This window comes from Acerihabitans sp., from assembly GCF_036398755.1.
Lineage (GTDB): Bacteria > Pseudomonadota > Gammaproteobacteria > Enterobacterales > Enterobacteriaceae > Acerihabitans.
This window is the reverse complement of sequence record NZ_DASWOM010000132.1, coordinates 1-21,763: the sequence shown is the minus strand read 5'-3', so window position 1 is coordinate 21,763 and position 21,763 is coordinate 1. Positions and strand designations below refer to the sequence as shown.

Annotated in this window: 19 protein-coding genes; 1 reads left to right on the top strand and 18 read right to left on the bottom strand. The window is 53.3% G+C overall.

All coding sequences use genetic code 11. The features are described 5' to 3' along the window. Positions 1-156: 156 nt before the first annotated feature. The 17 genes from glmS to ravA all read right to left on the bottom strand — a co-directional run bounded on the left by glmS (position 157) and on the right by ravA (position 18,492). Entirely contained in the window at positions 157-1,989 is a 1,833-nt protein-coding gene (glmS, locus tag VGC33_RS21270) for a glutamine--fructose-6-phosphate transaminase (isomerizing) (protein ID WP_331122760.1), read from the bottom strand. Between the two features lie 272 nt (positions 1,990-2,261). Next, positions 2,262-3,641, bottom strand: coding sequence for a bifunctional UDP-N-acetylglucosamine diphosphorylase/glucosamine-1-phosphate N-acetyltransferase GlmU (gene glmU, locus VGC33_RS21265; RefSeq protein WP_331122759.1), 1,380 nt, complete (start codon positions 3,639-3,641; stop codon positions 2,262-2,264). Positions 3,642-3,979: 338 nt separating this feature from the next. Then, positions 3,980-4,402 carry a F0F1 ATP synthase subunit epsilon gene (locus VGC33_RS21260; RefSeq protein ID WP_331122758.1) on the bottom strand — a complete coding sequence of 141 codons (423 nt, stop codon included), beginning with the start codon at positions 4,400-4,402 and terminating at the stop codon, positions 3,980-3,982. A 20-nt stretch (positions 4,403-4,422) separates the two neighbouring features. Next, on the bottom strand, positions 4,423-5,805 hold the full coding sequence (gene atpD, locus VGC33_RS21255; RefSeq protein WP_331122757.1) for a F0F1 ATP synthase subunit beta: 1,383 nt from the start codon (positions 5,803-5,805) through the stop codon (positions 4,423-4,425). 32 nt (positions 5,806-5,837) lie between these two features. Then, the gene (gene atpG, locus VGC33_RS21250) at positions 5,838-6,704 is read right to left on the bottom strand and encodes a F0F1 ATP synthase subunit gamma (RefSeq protein ID WP_331122756.1); all 867 of its coding nucleotides are present in this window, start codon (positions 6,702-6,704) and stop codon (positions 5,838-5,840) included. Between the two features lie 50 nt (positions 6,705-6,754). Beyond that, on the bottom strand, positions 6,755-8,296 hold the full coding sequence (atpA, locus tag VGC33_RS21245; RefSeq protein ID WP_331122755.1) for a F0F1 ATP synthase subunit alpha: 1,542 nt from the start codon (positions 8,294-8,296) through the stop codon (positions 6,755-6,757). Positions 8,297-8,308: 12 nt separating this feature from the next. After that, complete coding sequence (atpH, locus tag VGC33_RS21240) at positions 8,309-8,842, bottom strand: F0F1 ATP synthase subunit delta (RefSeq protein WP_331122754.1); 534 nt, start codon at positions 8,840-8,842, stop codon at positions 8,309-8,311. Between the two features lie 14 nt (positions 8,843-8,856). After that, a complete protein-coding gene (gene atpF, locus VGC33_RS21235) occupies positions 8,857-9,327 on the bottom strand; it encodes a F0F1 ATP synthase subunit B (RefSeq protein ID WP_331122753.1) in 471 nt (156 codons plus the stop codon). A gap of 63 nt (positions 9,328-9,390) precedes the next feature. Next, a complete protein-coding gene (atpE, locus tag VGC33_RS21230; protein ID WP_132924133.1) occupies positions 9,391-9,630 on the bottom strand; it encodes a F0F1 ATP synthase subunit C in 240 nt (79 codons plus the stop codon). Between the two features lie 50 nt (positions 9,631-9,680). Continuing rightward, a complete protein-coding gene (gene atpB / locus VGC33_RS21225; protein ID WP_132924134.1) occupies positions 9,681-10,502 on the bottom strand; it encodes a F0F1 ATP synthase subunit A in 822 nt (273 codons plus the stop codon). An 8-nt stretch (positions 10,503-10,510) separates the two neighbouring features. Next, positions 10,511-10,891, bottom strand: coding sequence for a F0F1 ATP synthase subunit I (atpI, locus tag VGC33_RS21220; RefSeq protein ID WP_203524215.1), 381 nt, complete (start codon positions 10,889-10,891; stop codon positions 10,511-10,513). A 635-nt stretch (positions 10,892-11,526) separates the two neighbouring features. After that, complete coding sequence (gene rsmG, locus VGC33_RS21215; protein ID WP_203524214.1) at positions 11,527-12,147, bottom strand: 16S rRNA (guanine(527)-N(7))-methyltransferase RsmG; 621 nt, start codon at positions 12,145-12,147, stop codon at positions 11,527-11,529. Between the two features lie 45 nt (positions 12,148-12,192). Further along, positions 12,193-14,082 carry a tRNA uridine-5-carboxymethylaminomethyl(34) synthesis enzyme MnmG gene (mnmG, locus tag VGC33_RS21210; RefSeq protein WP_203524213.1) on the bottom strand — a complete coding sequence of 630 codons (1,890 nt, stop codon included), beginning with the start codon at positions 14,080-14,082 and terminating at the stop codon, positions 12,193-12,195. Between the two features lie 376 nt (positions 14,083-14,458). Then, positions 14,459-14,905 (bottom strand): FMN-binding protein MioC, encoded by a 447-nt coding sequence (mioC, locus tag VGC33_RS21205; protein WP_203524212.1) that lies wholly within the window; start codon positions 14,903-14,905, stop codon positions 14,459-14,461. 89 nt (positions 14,906-14,994) lie between these two features. After that, positions 14,995-15,456 carry a transcriptional regulator AsnC gene (gene asnC, locus VGC33_RS21200; protein ID WP_132924139.1) on the bottom strand — a complete coding sequence of 154 codons (462 nt, stop codon included), beginning with the start codon at positions 15,454-15,456 and terminating at the stop codon, positions 14,995-14,997. 60 nt (positions 15,457-15,516) lie between these two features. Continuing rightward, a complete protein-coding gene (gene viaA, locus VGC33_RS21195) occupies positions 15,517-16,986 on the bottom strand; it encodes an ATPase RavA stimulator ViaA (protein WP_132924140.1) in 1,470 nt (489 codons plus the stop codon). 6 nt (positions 16,987-16,992) lie between these two features. Then, positions 16,993-18,492 carry an ATPase RavA gene (ravA, locus tag VGC33_RS21190; RefSeq protein ID WP_203524211.1) on the bottom strand — a complete coding sequence of 500 codons (1,500 nt, stop codon included), beginning with the start codon at positions 18,490-18,492 and terminating at the stop codon, positions 16,993-16,995. Between the two features lie 239 nt (positions 18,493-18,731). Between ravA and kup the strand changes: the two genes are divergently transcribed. Then, complete coding sequence (kup, locus tag VGC33_RS21185; RefSeq protein WP_132924142.1) at positions 18,732-20,600, top strand: low affinity potassium transporter Kup; 1,869 nt, start codon at positions 18,732-18,734, stop codon at positions 20,598-20,600. An 82-nt stretch (positions 20,601-20,682) separates the two neighbouring features. Here the strand turns inward: kup and VGC33_RS21180 are convergent, their stop codons facing one another. After that, positions 20,683-21,372 (bottom strand): FadR/GntR family transcriptional regulator, encoded by a 690-nt coding sequence (locus VGC33_RS21180; RefSeq protein WP_132924143.1) that lies wholly within the window; start codon positions 21,370-21,372, stop codon positions 20,683-20,685. Between the last annotated feature and the right edge of the window lie 391 nt (positions 21,373-21,763).

The following is a 21,763-nucleotide window of genomic DNA, read 5'->3' as shown; positions in this document are numbered from 1 at the left end:
ATTGTTATATTCTTCTAGGGCACAATAGGTTTCTCGTAAATAGCCATGCGTAAATTAATTAAGCTTATTTAAAATTCGCATTTGCAATAAAAGGGGGATTTCGCGCGAGGTAATAACCTGGAAGCGGCGGCAAAAAGTGCCGCCGCGGACTCGTGTTTACTCCACCGTCACCGATTTCGCCAAATTACGCGGCTGATCGACATCCGTGCCTTTAATCAGCGCAATGTGGTAGGCCAGCAGTTGCATCGGCACGGTATAGAAGATGGGCGCCACAATCTCTTCCACGTGCGGCAGCGGGATGATTTTCATATTTTCGCTGTCGGTAAAGCCGGCATTCTCTTCGGCGAATACATACAACAGGCCGCCGCGGGCGCGCACTTCCTCGATGTTCGACTTGAGTTTTTCCAGTAATTCATTATTGGGAGCAATAACTATTACCGGCATGTCGGCGTCGATCAGCGCCAGCGGACCGTGTTTCAGTTCACCCGCCGCATAGGCTTCGGCGTGGATATAGGAGATTTCCTTGAGCTTCAGCGCGCCTTCCATGGCGATGGGATAAAGCTCGCCGCGGCCAAGGAACAGGGCATGATGTTTGTCGGAAAACCCTTCCGCCAGCTGTTCAATCGGCTTATCCAGCGCCAGCATCTGCTCGATTCGGGCCGGCAAGGCCTGCAGCGCGTGCACAATGCGCTGCTCAACCTGGATATCCATACCCTTCAGACGGCCCAGGCGCGCCACCAGCATCAGCAATACCGTTAACTGGGTGGTGAACGCCTTGGTGGAAGCCACGCCGATTTCCGTCCCGGCGCGGGTCATCAGCGCAAGATCGGATTCGCGCACCAGCGAGGAGCCGGCAACGTTGCACACCGCCAGCGAGCCGAGATAACCCAAGGTCTTGGTCAGGCGCAGGGCCGCCAGGGTATCGGCGGTTTCACCGGACTGCGACAGGGTAATAATCAGGCTGCCCGGGCGCACGGCGGATTTACGATAACGGAATTCGGAAGCGATCTCCACATCGCAAGGCACGCCGGCCAGCGCCTCGAACCAGTATTTCGATACCATGGCCGAATGGTAAGAAGTGCCGCAGGCGATGATTTGCACATGCCGTACCTGCTCCAGCAAACGATCGCCGGCCTCGCCCAGTTCGGATAAGGTGATCTGGCCATGTAAAAAACGGCCCGCCAGGGTATTTTTAATCGCCTGCGGTTGTTCAAAAATCTCTTTTTGCATGTAATGGCGATAGATACCCTTATCGCCGGCGTCATATTTTACCTGTGATTCAATTTCCGCCCGTTGCACCGGCTTGCCGTGGGTATCCCAGACGCGCACCGCGCGGCGGGTGATTTCGGCGACATCGCCTTCCTCCAGGAACATAAACCGGCGGGTAACCGGCAGCAACGCCAGCTGATCGGACGCCAGGAAGTTCTCGCCCACACCCAACCCAATCACCAGCGGACTGCCGGATCGCGCCGCCACCAGCACGCTTGGGTCCTTGCTGTCCATGAACACGGTGCCGTAGGCGCCGCGCAGCTGCGGGATCACGCGCAGGATCACTTCCGCCAGCGTGCCCCCGCCCTGGCGCTGTTCCCAGTGCACCAGGTGGGCGATAACCTCGGTATCGGTTTCGGACACGAAGTGATAGCCCCGCTCCACCAGCAGGCTACGCAACGGTTCGTGGTTTTCGATGATGCCGTTATGCACCACCACGATATGCCCGGAGACATGGGGATGGGCATTATTTTCAGAGGGTTCCCCGTGGGTAGCCCAACGGGTGTGGGCGATGCCCGTGCCGCCGGTCAGCGGATGCTCCGCCGCCGCCTGCGACAGCGCGGCAACCTTGCCGACCCGGCGCAGCCGTTGCAGATGCCCCTCGTTGTCCACCACCGCCAGGCCGGCGGAATCATACCCACGATACTCAAGCCGGCGTAATCCCTCTAACAGGATTTCGGCAATATCACGCTGCGCAACCGCGCCTACTATTCCACACATCAGTGTTATTCCTAAATGAACGGCATGGTCCGCCGTTTCGATGTCTGTGACCTGACAGATACCGGATTTTTCCGGTTTTCCCGAGCCTGTAGAACCGGGAATTATTATGTTTTGTCAGCCACTCTCGTGAAAATGGCTGACAAAACAGCGATTGCGGGCATGATGGCCACGATCGTAAAGGCGCCCTTCCCGCAGCGCCAGGCTTTACTCTCATTACGCATCATGCCCGCATCACGTTCATGCACTGATTCGACAAACCGCACGCGGTATCGTCAACGACTCTTCTTGACCGGCCGGGTCCAGCCGGTAATGTTCACCTGCCGCACGCGGCTGAGCACCAGTTCATTTTCCGCCACATTGCGCGTCACCGTGGTGCCGGCGCCGATGGTGGCGCCGCGGCCCAGGGTAACCGGCGCCACCAGTTGGCTATCCGATCCGACAAAAACATCATCGCCAATCACGGTCTGGTGCTTATTGGCGCCATCATAATTGCAGGTAATGGTGCCGGCGCCGATATTCACCCCGGCGCCTATTTCAGCGTCGCCAAGATAGCTCAGGTGCCCGGCCTTGGAACCGCGCCCCAGGCGCGCTTTTTTCATTTCAACAAAATTGCCGACGTGGGCGCCCTCTCCCAGCTCGGAGCCAGGCCGCAGGCGGGCAAACGGCCCGACCGTGCAATCCGCCCGCAGCCGAGCCTGTTCAATCACCGAGTAGGGGCTGATAACCACGTTATCGTCAATGACGCAGTCTTTTAACACGCAGCCGGTCCCGATAACCACGTTATTGCCCAAGGATACCCGCCCCTCGATAATGACATTGGTATCGATGGTGACGTCGCGCCCATGCGTTAACTCCCCGCGCAGATCAAAGCGCGCGGGATCGCTCAGCATTACCCCGGCCAATAGCAGATTTTCCGCCTGCCGGCGCTGATAAACCCGCTCAAGGGCGGCCAGCTGCAAACGATTATTCACCCCTTCAACTTCGCTTAGCCGGTCCGGGTTGACGGTGTTGATATGCCGTCCCTCGCGCCAGGCCAGGGCGATAATGTCGGTGATATAATATTCACCCTGGGCGTTATTGGTGGTCAACCGGCTTAACCAGCGCTTAAGATCGGCGCCGTTGGCCACCAGGATGCCGGTATTGATTTCCCGAATGCCCCGCTGCGTCTCGTCGGCGTCTTTGTGCTCGACGATGCCGCTTACCCTGCCGTCTTCACGCACGATGCGGCCGTAACCGGCGGGGTCGTCCAGGGTAACCGTCAGCAGGCCGATACCGCCGTCGGGCTTGGCGGCCAGCAGCCGCTCAAGCGTTGACGGCGCAATCAGCGGCACGTCGCCGTACAGCATCAGGATATCCTCATCATCCTGGAAAAACGGCGCAGCCTGCTGCATGGCATGGCCGGTGCCCCGTTGCTCGGGCTGCAGCACCCAGTTCAGCTCCGGCTCCTGGCCGGACAAGGTTTGCCGCAGGCGCTCGCCGCCGTGGCCGTAGACCAAATGAATGCGAGCCGCGCCAAGCGCGGCGGCGGCATCAATGACGTGCCGGACCAGCGGTTTGCCGGCCAACGGATGCAACACCTTGGGCAGATCGGAATACATGCGGGTGCCCTTGCCGGCGGCAAGGATCACTACGCTCATCAATCGATTCGACATAACCATCCTGATGAACCTGATTCAATAGACGAAAGTAAACCCGTTCATAGCGGCGATTACCACATATTTTGGGCCGAAAAACACTTTATGACCGCATAACCGCGCGAGTCCTGAGTATTTTACCTATTTTTGCGCACTATGCGGAAAAAACGGGCGTTTAGACCTCAATTACCGGCGGTATTGACTGGCAAGACCCGTTTAAGCGACCAGAGGGGGGCAAACTTATTTTACTGCGGGAAATAAGAACCGGATATTGTGTTCTCCGGTGCCTGCCGCGGAAAGGCAGCCAATAAAAAAGCCAGTCGTGAATGACTGGCTTTTTAAACACAATGGATTGATTACATTGATTTTCTGGTCAATTCTATGACCCGTAGCTTGGCGATGGCCCTGGACAGCTCCGCCGAGGCCTGAGCATAATCCACGTCGCCGTGGGAATTATTGATATGCTCTTCCGCCATGCGCTTGGATTCCATTGCGCGCGCTTCATCAAGATCTTTGCCACGAATGGCGGTATCGGCCAAAACGGTAACGACGTTGGGTTGCACTTCGAGAATGCCCCCCGACAGGTAGATATACTCTTCCTCGTTATGTTCTTTCACGATACGCACCATACCGGGCTTAATGGCAGTGAGCAGCGGGGCATGACCGGGAAATATCCCCAGCTCGCCCTCGCTCCCCGTCACCTGGATTTTTTCCACCAGCCCGGAAAACATTTTCTGCTCCGCGCTGACGACATCCAGATGGTAAGTATTTGCAGCCATGTCACCCTCCTATCAGAGCGTTACAGTTTCTTGCCTTTTTCCACTGCTTCATCAATGGAACCGACCATATAGAACGCCTGCTCGGGCAGGTGATCGTATTCACCGTCCATGATGCCTTTAAAGCCACGGATAGTGTCTTTCAGCGAAACATATTTACCCGGCGAGCCGGTAAATACTTCGGCGACGAAGAACGGTTGGGACAGGAAGCGCTGGATCTTACGCGCGCGGGACACCACCAGTTTGTCGTCTTCTGACAGTTCGTCCATACCCAGGATGGCGATGATATCCTTCAGCTCCTGATAACGCTGAAGGATGGACTGCACGCCACGGGCCACGTCGTAGTGTTCCTGACCGACGACCAGCGGGTCCAGCTGACGGCTGGTGGAGTCGAGCGGGTCAACCGCCGGGTAGATACCCAGAGAGGCGATTTGACGGCTCAATACCACGGTGGCGTCAAGGTGGGCGAAGGTGGTCGCCGGCGACGGGTCGGTCAAGTCATCCGCGGGCACGTATACCGCCTGCACCGAGGTGATGGAACCGGTCTTGGTGGAGGTGATGCGTTCCTGCAGCACGCCCATTTCTTCCGCCAGCGTCGGCTGGTAGCCCACCGCTGAAGGCATACGGCCCAGCAGCGCGGAAACTTCGGTCCCGGCCAGGGTATAACGATAGATGTTATCGATAAACAGCAGCACGTCGCGGCCTTCATCACGGAATTTTTCCGCCATGGTCAGCCCGGTCAGCGCCACGCGCAGACGGTTTCCCGGCGGCTCGTTCATCTGGCCGTACACCAACGATACTTTATCGATAACGTTCGAATCGGTCATTTCGTGGTAAAAATCGTTCCCTTCACGGGTACGTTCGCCCACGCCGGCAAATACCGAATAGCCTGAATGCTCGATGGCGATGTTACGGATAAGCTCCATCATGTTGACGGTTTTACCCACGCCGGCGCCGCCGAACAGGCCGACTTTGCCGCCTTTGGCAAACGGGCACATCAGGTCGATAACCTTGATGCCGGTTTCCAGCAGCTCCTGCGAGCTGGACAAATCTTCATAGCTCGGCGCCGGACGATGGATGGACCACCGTTCTTCCTCGCCGATTTCGCCTTTCATGTCAACCGGTTCGCCCAGCACGTTCATGATGCGTCCCAGCGTGGCTTTACCCACCGGCACTTCAATCGAACGTTCAAGGTTGGTCACTTTCAGGCCGCGACGCAAACCGTCGGACGTGCCCATGGCGATGCAGCGGACGACGCCGCCGCCTAACTGCTGTTCTACTTCCAGCACCAATTTGGCGGCACCGTTTTCCACTTCAAGAGCGTTGTACACCTTAGGTACAGCATCCTGCGGGAACTCGACGTCGACCACGGCGCCGATAACCTGGATAACATTTCCAGTAGCCATCTTGAATCCTCTACGTAATTCGTAACCCTAACCTAAACCGCGGCGGCTCCCGAAACGATCTCGGTGAGTTCCTGAGTGATGCTGAATTGGCGAGCCTTATTGTAAACAAGTTGCAAATCTTTGATAAGATTGCCACCGTTGTCCGTTGCGGCCTTCATCGCTACCATTCGCGCGGCCTGTTCGCTGGCCAGGTTTTCAACGACGCCCTGATAAACCTGCGATTCCACATAACGGCGCAACAATGTATCCAGCAGCGCCTTGGGATCGGGTTCATACAGGTAATCCCAGGTTTTCTTCTTCAGCTCTTCCCCATCTTCCGCGGGCGGCAAGGGCAGGACCTGAAGCAGTTGCGGAACCTGGGACATGGTATTAACGAATCTGTTGCTGACAACATAGAGCTTATCCAGGCGGCCTTCGTCATACGCCTGCAGCATGACTTTAACCGGACCAATCAGTTCAGACAGCGTGGGGTTATCCCCCATGCCGGTGACCTGGGCCACCACGTTGCTGCCGACGGCGTTAAAGAATGACACCGCCTTGGAACCGATCAGCGCCAGTTCAGACTCAACGCCCTTCTCGCTCCAGGCTTTCATGTCCGTCAGCACTTTTTTGAACAGGTTAATGTTCAGGCCGCCGGCCAGACCACGGTCGGTGGCCACCACCAGATACCCGACGCGCTTGACATCGCGCTCTTCCAGGTAAGGATGCTTGTATTCCAGATTACCCAAAGCAAGGTGACCAATCACATTGCGCATGGTTTCCGCATAAGGACGGCTGGCCGCCATACGCTCCTGCGATTTGCGCATTTTGGATGCGGCAACCATCTCCATCGCTTTGGTGATCTTCTGCGTGTTTTGCACGCTGGCGATCTTAGTACGTATTTCTTTGGCGCTGGCCATCTCTGCTTCTCCTCATGGCGTCATGGCCTGCCGAAACAGGCCATATCGCGTTACCAGGACTGGGTTGCCTTGAAGTTATCGAGGATGCCTTTCAGCTTGCCTTCGATCTCATCGTTATAAGCGCCGGTCTGGTTGATTTGTTGCATCAAATCGCCTTGCTCGCGGTCTACGTAGGCCAGCAGCGCGGCCTCGAAATCGCCGACCTTTGCCAGTTCGATATCTTCCAGGTAACCACGTTCAGCGGCAAACAGCACCAGGGACTGCTGTGACACGGACATTGGAGCATATTGTTTCTGCTTCAATAATTCAGTCACTTTCTGTCCATGATTCAATTGCTTACGCGTTGCTTCATCCAGATCGGAGGCGAACTGTGAAAACGCGGCCAGCTCGCGGTACTGGGCCAACGCCGTACGAATACCGCCCGACAGTTTTTTCATGATCTTCGTCTGGGCTGCGCCGCCCACACGGGATACGGAAATACCGGGGTTAACGGCGGGACGTATACCGGCGTTGAACAGGCTTGATTCCAGGAAGATCTGACCATCGGTGATGGAAATCACGTTGGTCGGAACAAACGCGGAAACGTCGCCAGCCTGGGTTTCGATGATCGGTAATGCGGTCAGCGACCCGGTCTTGCCCTTCACTTCACCCTTGGTGAAAGCTTCAACGTATTCGGCATTGACGCGCGACGCACGTTCCAGCAAACGGGAGTGAAGATAGAACACATCCCCTGGATAGGCTTCGCGTCCTGGCGGACGACGGAGCAACAGGGAAATCTGACGGTATGCCACGGCTTGTTTGGATAAATCATCATAGATGATTAGCGCATCTTCGCCGCGATCGCGGAAATACTCGCCCATGGCGCAGCCTGAATACGGCGCCAGGTATTGCAGGGCGGCGGATTCGGACGCGGTGGCCACCACGACGATGGTGTTGGCCAGCGCGCCATGCTCTTCGAGCTTACGCACGACGTTCGCCACGGTAGAGGCTTTCTGGCCGATGGCGACATAGACGCACTTGATGCCGGATTCGCGCTGATTGATAATCGCATCGATCGCCAGGGCCGATTTACCGGTCTGGCGGTCACCGATGATAAGCTCACGCTGGCCTCGGCCGATGGGGATCATCGCATCCACGGATTTATAGCCGGTCTGCACCGGCTCATCAACGGATTGACGTTCGATAACGCCCGGCGCAATCGCCTCGACGGCGGAAAAGCCGTCGTTCTCGATCGGGCCTTTGCCATCGATGGGCGCGCCCAGCGTATTGACCACGCGGCCCAACAGGCCACGGCCAACCGGCACTTCCAGAATGCGGCCGGTACACTTGACCTTCATGCCTTCAGCCAGATCTTCGTAAGGGCCCATAACCACGGCGCCGACAGAGTCGCGTTCCAGGTTCAGGGCGATGGCGAAACGGTTGCCCGGCAGGGCGATCATTTCACCCTGCATCACTTCGGCCAGGCCGTGAATACGGATAATCCCGTCACTCACGGAGACGATGGTACCTTCATTGTGAGCTTCGCTCACTACATTAAACTGAGCAATGCGCTGCTTGATCAGTTCGCTGATTTCGGTGGAATTCAGTTGCATGCTCCAGTCCCCTTAAGACTGCAATACGTCTGTCAGGCGATCAAGACGGCCGCGTATGCTGCCGTCTATGACCATATCACCCGCGCGAATAACCACGCCGGCGATGACAGACTTATCAATTTTGCAATTCAGCTTAACTTTGCGTGACAGACGTTGTTCCATCGCGGCAGTAATTTTCGCCAGTTGCTCGTCTTTTAGCTGGCTTACGGAAATGACTTCCACTTCCACAGTTGATTCGTGCGCGGCGCGCATCTCCATAAACTGTTCCAGCACATCCGGCAAAACCGCCAATCGTCCATTTTCGGCCATGACCTTGATAAGATTTTGGCCTGCCTGGTCGAGTTGATCGCCGCATACCGCGATAAACGTTTCCGACAGTGTTTCTGGTGCAACCGCACCGGATAACAGTTCAGCCATCTGATCGTTGCGGCTGACCTCGGCGGAAAACGACAACATAGCTTGCCATTGTTCAACGCTTTGGTGCTCGACGGCAAAGTCAAAAGCTGCTTTGGCGTAGGGGCGAGCTACGGTTACTAATTCAGACATCAGCCCCTCCCTCCCTAAAGTTCAGCGACCAGTTTATCTATGATGTCGCTGTTGGCAGCTTCATCCACGGAACGTTCGATGATCTTCTCGGCACCCGCTAAAGCCAGCAGCGCGACCTGCTTACGCAGCTCTTCACGAGCCCGTTTGGTTTCGGCCTGAATTTCTGCCTGAGCCTGCGCTACGATTTTGTTACGTTCGTCTTCCGCTTCCGCTTTTGCTTCATCCATAATCTGAGCTTTGCGCTTGTTGGCTTGCTCGATGATTACCTGGGCTTCGGCTCTGGCCTTCTTCAGTTGATCGGTCGCATTGGCTTGCGCTATGTCCACCTCTTTTTTAGCCAGATCCGCAGAAGCGAGGCCATCAGCAATTTCTTTCTGACGCTTCTCGATGGCAGCGATGAGCGGCGGCCATATGAATTTCATGCAGAACAGGACAAACAGGATGAACGCGATGGCCTGGCCGAGGATTGTTGCGTTAAGATTCACAGCACAATGCCTCTTATAAAGTTAACGGTTTGATGTTGTATTAATTACACGCAATGGTACACATTACGCTACGGCAAACATCACGTACAGTCCCAGACCCACAGCGATCATGGGGATGGCGTCAACCAGGCCCATAACGATAAAGAACTGAGTACGCAGCAGAGGAATCAGATCCGGCTGACGCGCTGCCCCTTCCAAAAATTTGCCACCCAGGATGCCGATACCGATCGCAGCACCGATTGCCGCCAGACCCATCATCACAGCGGCAGCCATGTACAGCAGATCGAGATTCAGGTTTTCCATGACAGTCTCCAGTTTGTTTCAGATTAAACGCAACATTATTGTAAAAAGTATCAGTGTTCTTCAGACGCCATCGCAAGATAGACAATCGTCAGCACCATAAAGATAAAGGCTTGTAACGTAATGATCAGTATATGGAAAATGGCCCAGGGCACATTGAGAATCCATTGAGACCACCACGGTAACAGACCGGCAATCAGGATGAAAATCAACTCACCCGCGTACATATTGCCAAACAACCGAAGGCCCAATGAAACCGGTTTGGACAGCAAGCTAACGCCTTCGAGAATAAAGTTGATGGGGATAAAGGCCCAATGGTTGAACGGCTGCATGGTAAGTTCTTTGATAAAACCGCCGATGCCTTTCATCTTCACGCTGTAGAACAAAATGAGGATGAATACGCCCAAGGCCATAGAAATCGTGATATTCACGTCGGCGGAAGGAACAACGCGCAACGCCGGTAACCCGAGAACATGTTCGCCGATATAAGGCAGCAAATCGATTGGCAGCAAATCCATCAGGTTCATCAGAAAAACCCAGACGAAAATGGTTAACGCCAACGGAGCGATAAGCTTGCTTTTGCCGTGAAACATATCCCGTACGCTGCCATCAACAAACCCGATAATCAGTTCAACGGCGGTTTGCAGTTTACCGGGAACGCCGCTGGTGGCGCCTTTGGCGACACGACCGAAAATCCAGATAAAGATCACGCCCAGCAGCAAGGAAAAGAACATGGAGTCAATGTTCAGCGTCCAGAATGTTGCCGGGCCGTTGTGGGGATTAACCAGTTCGAAAGTACGCAGGTTCAGCTGAAGGTTATTCAGGTGATGCCCTATGTATTCCTGTGGAGTAGAGATTTCTCCTGATGCAGACATGATGCCTCTTACCCTTTGTTGTTAATTACGGCCGGTGCCAATATCTGCACAATCAGCACCGATAAATAGGTCAGGCCCAATGGAACAAACGCAGCCCTGAACACCTCAAGCGCCACGATAAGCAAGACTATCGTAACGACGACCTTGAGCGCCTCTCCGATGGCAAACGACCAGGCAACACGTCCCGAGGCCGGAACATTTACCTGATGGCGCCAGGCAAACAGCACAAACAATATGTTCGGCAGCCAAGCCGCCAGCCCACCGCTCAGGGCGGAAGCGCTCCAATGCGAATTGAACAGCGCAAACAGTGCGCTTACCAGAACAAAAGTCATTAGCTGGATAAATAACAACTTTCCGGCGACTTTCCCGCTGTAGAGGGATAAGGACATGACTTAACTTCTCTCCGCACCCGTTCTGGTCAGACTGAAGGTGTATAAAACTGCCTTTAGCGTCATGAGTCAAGCAGCTAAAAACGTGCAAATTATACGGGTCGATACTATGAATTCAATCCATAAGTAGCGAAAAGGTGAACAATAATTTAAATCAGTTCGTTTTGCCCGTTTTTCGCTATAAAGCGCAGGAATCATACCATGCATAACTTCATACTGCTTGAGCAATTATTACATATCAAACTGTGCGCATGATCACATTTATAAGAAGGAAGTCTCTCTGTCAGCTCAATACACCTTGTCGACTTCAGCAAATCATTTCCAATAAAAATGATAAATATCATTAAGTTATATATTTTTTATTATAAAATAGGCTTTATAGGCCGCCAATCCGGTCAAAGGGAAAATACCAGGAGTTTTTTTTCCCATCCTATAAGGGAATATCATTGACATTTTTCGACACATATATTTTCTATAGTGACTATTAGAGTTAAAACTAAATTTATGCCCACAAAGATGATCTTTAAATGTTAAATAATAGTGAACAATATTTGAAATATTATTACTTCACTACCTGTTCATTGACTGAATTATCCCTACGGTGCTATTCGACTTTTTATTGATAAAAAACAATTTTAGCGCCGCCCCATAATCACCAAATGACGCTCTTCCGCCAACGTTGGAACATCGAGTCTTATCACTGACTCCATCTCGAACCCCGCGGGCAGTTCCGCCAGTTCGGTTGCCGGGATCGTTCCTTTAAGGGCATAAAACCGGCCCTGGCCGGGCGAGGCCAAATGTTCACACCAGGACAGCATATCGTTAACGGAAGCGAACGCGCGGCTAATGATACCGTCATAAGGCGCCGGCGGAATATAATCCTCAACACGGCTTTGCACCGTTTCAATATTCTCCAATTGCAGCTCATGCTGCACCTGGCGTAAAAACCGGATACGCTTGCCCAGGCTGTCCAGCAGGGTGAAACGGGACGCGGGTCGGACAATGGCCAAGGGAACGCCCGGCAAGCCGGCCCCGGTGCCCACATCGATAAAGCGCTGTCCCTGTAAATGGGCATTCACCACGATGCTGTCCATGATATGGCGTATCAACATCTGTTCGGGATCGCGCACCGACGTCAGGTTATAAGCCTTGTTCCATTTGTCGAGCAGCTGAACGTAAAGCAGCAATTGCTGTTTTTGCCGATCGGACAGCATAATTCCCCCCTGAGCCAGCAGGGCATCCAGTTTAGCTAACATGCATACATCCTTTAACGGTGCCGCAGCGCCTGACCTAACAGCATGTCAGGCGCTGCGGCGCAACAAACCCTGCTTTTTAAGCCAGACCAGCAAAATCGAGATTGCGGCGGGCGTCACCCCGGAGATGCGGGACGCCTGGCCGATAGAACCCGGTTTATGATCGTTGAGTTTGGCAATCACCTCGTTGGACAAGCCCGCCACGTGCAGGTAATCCAAATCAACCGGCAGCAGGGTGTTTTCATGACGCAGCTGCCTGTCGATTTCATCCTGCTGTCGTGAAATATAGCCTTGGTATTTGACCTGGATTTCCACCTGTTCCGCTGACTGCGCATCGGCTAACGCCGGCGAAAACATCGGTAATGACGTGAGAATGTCATAGGTCATTTCGGGGCGGCGCAGCAGCTCTTCGCCGCTGGCCTCGCGAGTCAACGGGCTTTTCAGCAGGGAGTTGATCTTTTCCACTTCATCGGTGCGAGGGTGTACCCACAGGTCGCGCAGGCGCTGGCGTTCCCGTTCGATACCTTCCTGTTTTTCGCTAAAGCGCGCCCAGCGCTCGTCATCCACCAGCCCCAACTCCCTGCCGGTTTCGGTAAGCCGCAAATCAGCGTTATCTTCACGCAGCAGCAAACGGTATTCGGCACGAGAAGTGAACATACGATAAGGCTCTTTCGTCCCCAGGGTGCATAAATCGTCCACCAGAACTCCCAAGTAGGCTTGATCCCGCCTTGGGAACCATCCCTCCAAATCCTTGGCGGCGCGCCCTGCGTTGATACCAGCCAGCATGCCCTGGGCAGCGGCTTCTTCATAACCGGTAGTGCCGTTAATCTGTCCGGCAAAGAACAGGCCGGCGATGTATTTGCTTTCCAGCGTCGGTTTCAAATCGCGGGGATCAAAAAAATCATACTCGATGGCATAGCCAGGGCGGACGATCAGGGCGTTTTCCAGGCCTTTCATGGAATGCACGATTTTCATCTGCACATCGAAGGGCAAACTGGTGGAGATGCCGTTAGGATAGACCTCGTTGCTGGTGAGCCCTTCCGGTTCAAGGAAAATCTGGTGGGAATCGCGATCGGCGAAGCGCATGACCTTATCTTCGATGGAAGGACAATATCGCGGACCCACGCCCTCGATGATGCCGGTATACATCGGGCTGCGATCGAGATTTTGACGGATGACCTCATGGGTCCGTTCATTGGTATAGGTAATATAACAAGGCACCTGGCGGGGATGGTCCGTCACTGACCCCATAAACGAAAAGACCGGCAGCGGGTTATCGCCTTGTTGCGTGGCCAGGACGCTAAAATCGATGGTGCGGGCATCGATGCGGGGCGGGGTGCCGGTTTTCAGCCGCTTGACCCGGAACGGCAATTCACGCAAGCGTTTTGACAGGGCGATGGACGGCGGATCGCCGGCCCTGCCGCCGCTGTAATGATCCATGCCGATATGGATCTTGCCGTCCAGGAAGGTGCCGACGGTTAACACCACCGAACGTCCGCGGAATTTGAGCCCCATCTGCGTCACCGCGCCCACCACCCGATCGTTTTCAACGATCAGATCCTCCACCGCCTGCTGGAAGATCATGAGGTTGGGCTGGTTCTCCAGAGCGGTCCGGATCGCCAATCGGTAAAGCAGCCGATCCGCCTGAGCCCTGGTAGCTCGAACCGCAGGTCCTTTACTGGCGTTTAGTATCCTGAACTGAATGCCGGCACGGTCGATGGCTTTTCCCATAAGACCGCCCATAGCATCAATTTCCTTCACCAGATGGCCCTTCCCTATGCCGCCGATGGCCGGATTACAGGACATTTGCCCGAGGGTATCGATATTATGCGTCAATAACAGGGTCTTACATCCCATACGAGCCGACGCCATGGCCGCTTCAGTTCCGGCATGGCCGCCACCAATGATAATGACGTCAAACTGATCGGGATAAAACATGTTGCATAAACCTCGTTTCTGGGAGCAAAGGATCGTCTGGATCTTCCGGGAATGTGGATTCTACTCAACTTTGAAAGTGATACAAGCCCCGGGGATCCCTGAGTAATTAAAGAAAGATCTTTTTATTTAAAGATCTCTTTATTACCTCTACTACTAGGATCGCGATCTTCTGTGGATAAGCCGTTTTTCATCATGAAAAACAACTTATTGCGGACGATCGATTGCTGTGAATGAATGGTGATCCTGCACGGTATAAGCTGGGATCAAGATCGCTACTTATGCACAGCTCAATAAGCGAGCAAAGGTTATACAGTGGATAACTACCGGTTATAAGCCGGTTTTAAACTATGTTATACACATAAAAAGAAGATATTTTTTACGATTTAATCAAACCGATCCACTTTTTGGCCCACTCTTCAGCCGGATCCTCGGGAATTTCATGCTGAGTGATATCGATCTTCAATATCTCACCGATCCGTGCCGCGCCTAATGCGATCATTTGACGATCAACCTCTTCGATGGCGCCGCAAAAGGTATCGTATTCACTGCTGCCGATCCCTATACCGCCATATTTCACACCAGAAAGCGAGGGGCGATCGGCGGCCATTTGTTCAAATAAAGGCTGCAGGTTGTCGGGCAACTCTCCGGCGCCATGGGTGGAGGTGATAATCAGCCAAAGCCCCTGCGGACTCAGCTCTTCCCATTCGGGACCGTGCAAAATCTCGGTGGTGAATCCCTGCTGCTCCAACAGACCGGCGATATGCTCGGCCACGTATTCGGCGCTACCCAGGGTACTGCCGGAGATTAACGTTACATCGGCCATATTATTCCCACCTGATAAATGAGCCGATATTGTACGCTGTGTACGGCCTGGGATCTACCTGTGGATAATAGGGGTATAAGAAATAACCTTTAAGGCACAATGGTACGGCTGATGGGGTTCTGCAGCGAGATCAACGTCTCTGTTGACTGAATTTCATCAATGGTCTGGATCTTGTTGATAAGTACCTGTTGCAGGGCATCGATGGAGCGGCACATGACTTTGATAAAGATACTGTAGTGGCCGGTGGTGTAATAGGCTTCCACCACTTCCTCCAGATCCTCGAGTTTCTTGAGCGCCGAAGGATAGTCCTTGGCGCTTTTTAAAATAATGCCGATAAAGCAGCACACGTCGTAGCCCAGATGCCTGGCGCTGACATCCACCCGGGCGCCGGTGATAATGCCCGCCTGCTTCATCTTTTCCACCCGCACATGGATAGTACCGGCACTGACCGCAAGCTGCTTGGCCAGTTCGGCATAAGCGGTACGGGCATTGGCCATTAATGCCTTTAAAATAGCGCGGTCAAGGTCATCTATCTGGTATAGGTCCGACATGGTTTCCTCTGTATAGCCGATGAACGGTCCGCGTCATCGCGGCATATCGCCAGGCATTGCTTAGTTTCTGCGGCGCAAGAAACGCATCAACCGGCTTCTTAAACCGGTATCGAACCGCCAGATATGATCAAATATCTTCAGAATACCCGGTTTTCCCATCGCTGACAGGGCGACAGCATGAAAACGCTGCGTTTGCCGCTGCTGCTGATGCCTGATGCGGGTAATCAGTTCATCTGGCAACCGCTGCGCAATAAAGTCGGAAATCACCACCGCATCCGCGTCCCTCCAGGGTGGAGTATCCAATTTATCCGCCAGCGCGCTCAGGCAGGCGACGAGATCGGTCCCTCCCCGGAAGCTTTGTCCGAGAAAACGAATTGCCTGTTCCAGTCCCGACGGCGCCGTGAGCTCATAGCTCACCATTCCGGTCGAAAAAAGAGTGACATAACAACGGCGGTCATCCGTCAGGGCAATGCGCATTAATGCCAGGCAAAATGCCTTTGCATATTCCTCGTTAATGCCGCCCATGGAACCGGATGTATCTACGCAAACGATAAAGGGTCCCCGGGGCTGCGATTCCATACGCTCGCTCCGTGCCGGCCGCTGACTGATACGCTCCCTCCAGGTATCCCCTTGTAATCGATAGGTCAAAAGGCGTTTTTCCAGCAGACGGCGATAAAACTCAAACTCAAGATCGCTTATCCCAAGGGTAACCAGCTCGGAAGGCAGCAATCGCAGCAGATCGTCGCTTTGATGAATACCATTGACTTCCTCCGGAAGTATCGCCGGTTCGCGGATCATCAATCGAACCCATTGCTGGGTGGCTTCCGCTACTGCATGGGTTTTCGCATGGCGGCTGCGGCCCAACTGATCAGCCAGGGCCTGCAGCTCGGGTTGTTGCCGCAAGAATTCGCCATAATGCACCAGCTGACGATAATCCAGCTGCTGCCACTGTCCGGCGGTCATATCCCACAACTTTCCCGCCGAATTGTCGTTTTCCGCCAGTAACGGCACCAATGCGGCGCTGGCCGCCAGGTGCTGCTGTAGTTCCTCGAGCAATATATCCTGTTCCTGTTCAAGCAACTGCTGATGCAGCGTGGTGGCCTGAAAGGTCAGACTTAGCCGCCAGCGCTGGAGAAAAAGTACCTGGAAGCTGCTTTCGGGCCGCGTGTTGTTCAGGGTTGCGTTTCTGGTCAACGTCCGGGCCTGAGAGGAAAAAGGCGAACCCAGCCGTTCCAGCCGGGCCAATATCTGCGGCAATGCCGCATTAAAGGCGTTCTGCGCCATTAACTGACACTCTTGAAACGCCTGGAACTCAGCAGCCAGTTCCGGCGGCACCCTGGTCTCTTTTACCGTTTGTTCCAATCGCTGCTTTATCAGCGGGGTTCGATGTAGAAGGGCTTTCTTAAGCGAAGGGTATTTCTCCATGAAAACCGCTAATTGCGGACTGGCAAGCAGCGTCAGGATAAAGTTATCCAGCAGTTCACTGTCGTTAATCGACAAAAACATGTCCAGCGTGGTTAAAGCCAGCATGATAGGTTAGCCTTGTCTGGCCAGTTGAAGCTGTTGTGAGACTTCCAATAAGCTGGCTTCGATTTTAGCCACCCAGTCTTTAGTGATAAACAGACAGGATTGGTGTTCGCTGAAACGACTGCGTTGCTGGTTAAATTGCCGTTCCACACCGACCAGGGCTTCATTGAGCTCCGAGGGCAACTCCTCAGTGGAAAGCCTGCTCTCACGCGCCAGCAACGAGGCCCGCCGGCTGATATCCAGCACTTCCAATTGCTGCTGCTCGTTTATCCGCGCCTCCAGCGGTTGGGCAAAACCGATGTTATTCAGTCGTGCTTTCAACGCCCCGCCTTTCACCAGCCATTGCTGTAAAGTATCCCGCTCCACGGCGATATGGGTGACCTGTATATCCTGTAAAACCAATGGAGTTTGTAATACCAGCACCAGCGTTTTGTCATTGAGCGCCTCCGGCAGAGAGTAGACAGGCCGACGGGCCATCAATCCCTTTTTCGCATCCACCGTTATAGATTCACTGGCGCTGTGCCTATGCCGATGCTCTATTTTTTGCCGGATAATTTCCTGGATTTTTAACAGCATGGCCTGCTGTTGGTAACCGTGTTCCAGAATCACCCCTTCCACCTGCTGCTCTATGAGGCTTAGGCTATCGGGGTCATGCCATAAACATTCGGTGAGCAGAATGATATCCACCGGTGCGATGGCTTGCCGGTCGCTGAAAAAAGCGCAGGCTTGCAATAAACGCAGCGCTTTTTTCCAGCGCCGATCGGAAACGTAGGGCGCATCCGTCAGCGCGTCCAGGCGCTGGCGTAATTGATAAATCAATTCGAAGCATTCCGATGATAAGCTGACCTGATCGATTTGCGACTGCCAGGACCGATACTCCTCATCGCTGATTCTCACCGACTCAGGGATGGTTTGCCCACCCGGCTCCGCCGGATGGGTCAGCAGGGCGTGGAAATTGGATTTATCTTTTACCTTATGCAGCCACAGACGAATCAGCATGCGATCATAAAGGGCCTCCAAGCCGCTTTCAGCATCCGGTAATTCATTGGAGGCGGTAATCAGCAACCTCATCGGAAGTGCTTGCTCTTTATCACCGTTACGAAACCGCCGTTCATTAATGGCAGTTAATAATGTGTTCAGAATAGCCGGACCTGCTTTCCAGATTTCATCGAGAAAAACGATTTCCGCTTCCGGCAAATATCCCTTGGTCAGCCGTTCATAACGACCATCTTCTTTTAGCGCCTGCAGTGACAGGGGACCGAATACCTCTTCCGGCGTGGAGAAGCGGGTCATGAGATAATCAAAGGCCCTGGCGTGGCTGAACGCCAGTTTAATCCGCCGGGCAATAAGGCTTTTGGCGATACCGGGCGGCCCGAGTAAAAAGACGCTTTCACCGCACAATGCCGCCAGCAGACAGAGACGGATAGTATGTTGCCGCTCATAAAGTCCGCTTTCCAAAGCATTGCTCAGACGATAAATTCTCTCAACCAGAAGTGATGAATGAGCCATAATGAATGCGTTAACCCAAAAAGAGTGATTCCAGAACAATAAACCACTCATTTTTAGAATGATAGGTGAGAAAAGATATGTCCATCAGCGGGTCGATGGACTGGCCGACCGTTTTTTATACTCATAAAGATGATATTAAATTAGGTATTCTTCAAGTTTCATGCATACTGTGCGCTTTTTGATGAGCTCAGGACGAAGCCCACCAAACGCTTACGGATACACTACAGCGCGAAGAGGTTATGAGCAGAGAGATAAAGCAATCCTTGCCGGCGGTCACCTTAGCCGCAATTGGCGTGGTTTATGGAGATATCGGTACCAGTCCTCTATATACCCTCAGAGAATGCCTGGCCGGTCATTATGGCTTTGGCGTTGAGCGGGGAGCAGTATTCGGCTTCCTCTCATTGATATTTTGGCTGCTGATACTCATCGTTTCGTTTAAATACCTGACCTTCGTAATGAAAGCGGATAATTCCGGCGAAGGGGGGATATTGACGCTGATGTCGCTGGCCGGCAGGAACACTTCTGCCCGTTTAACCTGGGTTCTGGTTATCATGGGCCTCATCGGCGGCAGCTTCTTCTATGGCGAGGTAGTAATAACGCCGGCTATTTCAGTGCTTTCGGCCATTGAAGGGCTGCAAATTGCCGCTCCCTCCCTGGACACCTATATCGTTCCATTGTCGGTTTTGGTTCTGACCTTATTGTTCGCCATACAGAAAAAAGGAACCGGCGGAATCGGTAAATTATTCGCCCCTGTCATGGTGTTGTGGTTTTTTACCTTAGCTGTTCTCGGCATCAGGGGAATCTGGATCAATCCTGAAGTGCTCTATGCATTAAATCCCAAGTGGGCGGTGGATTTTTTTATCCAATATAAAGCAGTATCCTTTTTTGCACTTGGCGCAGTGGTGCTGGCCATTACCGGGGTAGAAGCGCTGTATGCCGATATGGGACATTTCGGCAAGCTGCCTATTCGCCTCGCATGGTTCAGTGCGGTATTACCTTCGCTGGTATTGAATTATTTCGGCCAAGGGGCGTTATTGCTGAAGCACCCCGCTGCGATAAAAAATCCGTTCTTTTTGCTGGCACCTGACTGGGCGTTGATTCCGCTATTGATTCTGGCTACCCTCGCCACGGTTATTGCTTCCCAGGCGGTGATATCCGGAGTTTTCTCCTTAACGCGCCAGGCGGTTCGTTTGGGATATTTGCCCCCTATGCGTATCGTCCATACCTCCGAAATGGAATCCGGCCAGATATATATTCCTTTTATCAATTGGCTGCTTTATACGGCGGTGGTGCTGGTGATCCTGAGTTTCGAGCACTCAAGCAATCTGGCGGCGGCTTACGGCATTGCCGTGACCGGCACCATGGTTATCACCAGCATTCTGTCCTGTACCGTCGCCGTGAAAAACTGGCATTGGAATCGTTTTTTGGTGATTATTTTGCTGGTGGTGCTGCTGGGAATGGATGTCCCGATGTTTTCCGCCAATGTCCTCAAGATATTTTCCGGCGGCTGGCTGCCGTTGCTGCTGGGCTTCCTGATGTTTATCGTCATGACAACCTGGAAAAGCGAACGTTTTCGGCTATTGCGCCGCTTGCATGAGCATGGCAATTCCCTTGAGGCCATGATTGCGTCATTGGAAAAATCACCGCCGGTAAGAGTGTCCGGTACGGCGGTGTTCATGTCTCGCGCCATGAATGTCATTCCGTTTGCGTTACTGCATAACCTCAAACATAACAAGGTCCTGCATGAGCGGGTGGTACTGTTGACACTCAGAACGGAAGATGCGCCGTTTGTACATAACGTCCGGCGCGTCACCATTGAACAGCTTTCGCCGACTTTCTGGCGGGTTGTGGCCAATTACGGCTTCAAAGAGACCCCTGATATGGAAGAAATTTTCCACAGGTGCGGTCTGGAAGGCTTATCCTGCCGGATGATGGAAACATCATTTTTTATGTCCCATGAATCGCTGATTCTGGGTAAACGGCCGTGGTATCTGCTTATCCGTGGCAAGTTGTTTATTGCGCTGAGCCGAAATGCGCTAAGGGCTCCTGATCAATACCTGATTCCACCTAACCGGGTAATTGAACTGGGCACCCAGGTGGAAATCTGATGTCCCCAGTCCGGTGTCACTTATAGGCTAGTGCCATATCATACCGGTTCGCTATTTCACCGCTGCTGCTGTCTGGGCCTTATCAGTCATTTTCCGCCAGCAACCGCTGGCAGGCTGCCAAGGCTGCAGGAGAATCGGATGCCAATATGGCGTCTACGATCGCCTGGTGGGAACCTAACTTAACGACTTCATCGCTGACGATGGCGCGGAAATAGTTCTGGTAAATGGAACTGAACAGATTGGCAAACGAGGAAAGAAACGGATTTCCGCTTATTTCGTAAATATGCCGATGGAATTGGGCGTCGACGCTTATCCAACGCTCCCGGTCAAAACGCTTGTGCAGCGCGCTCATCTCTTCCATAAGCAGCACCAGTTTATACTTCTCGTCTTCCGCCGCATTGATGGCGGCCAATGCGCAGGCCTGCGGTTCAAGACTGGTGCGCATAATCAGAAAGTGCGCCATGACATCGTCGAAGTTTTCCCGGGTCACCCACCAACTCAGCAATTCCTGGTCGAGATAATTCCACTGATGGCGCGGCAACACCCGGGTACCGATACGCGGCCTGGGTAAAAGCATCCCTTTGGCGGCCAATATTTTCACCGCTTCCCGCACCGCGGTTCGGCTGACGCCAAAAAGATCGCCCAGCTCTATTTCTCCGGGCAATATATCCCCAGCTACATACTCACCGGCCAAAATACGCTGCCCCAGCTTCTCGGCCAGAAGATAGGAAAGGTTTCGCTGTGCGGCTTGCTGTTGCGCTGTTAAGTGCATCGTGGCCTGTCCTGTACTGATTTAATTCACTTCATAGTAAACTTTCGCGCGTCTCGATGGCGGGACAAATGTTGTAAATGCAGCGGCGATCCCTGATTTTTTACATTCATTGTCGAAAAATAAACCGATCAGTATTTTTTTGCGGATAAAGCCTTGTCAGACGTTAATAAGTCCCTATAATGCGCCTCCACTGACCGGGATTAACCGCTGCGACGGGCCGGGTCGGGAAGGGAAAAGCGCTTTGCTAAAGCAAATAAAAGCTTGACTCTTCAGCGGGAAAACGTAATATACGCAACCCGCGCCAGGTGAGATTTAGACCTCCCCGGCCATGCTCTTTAACAATTTATCAGACAATCTGTGTGGGCACTCACAAGACCGTATCGAAACACAA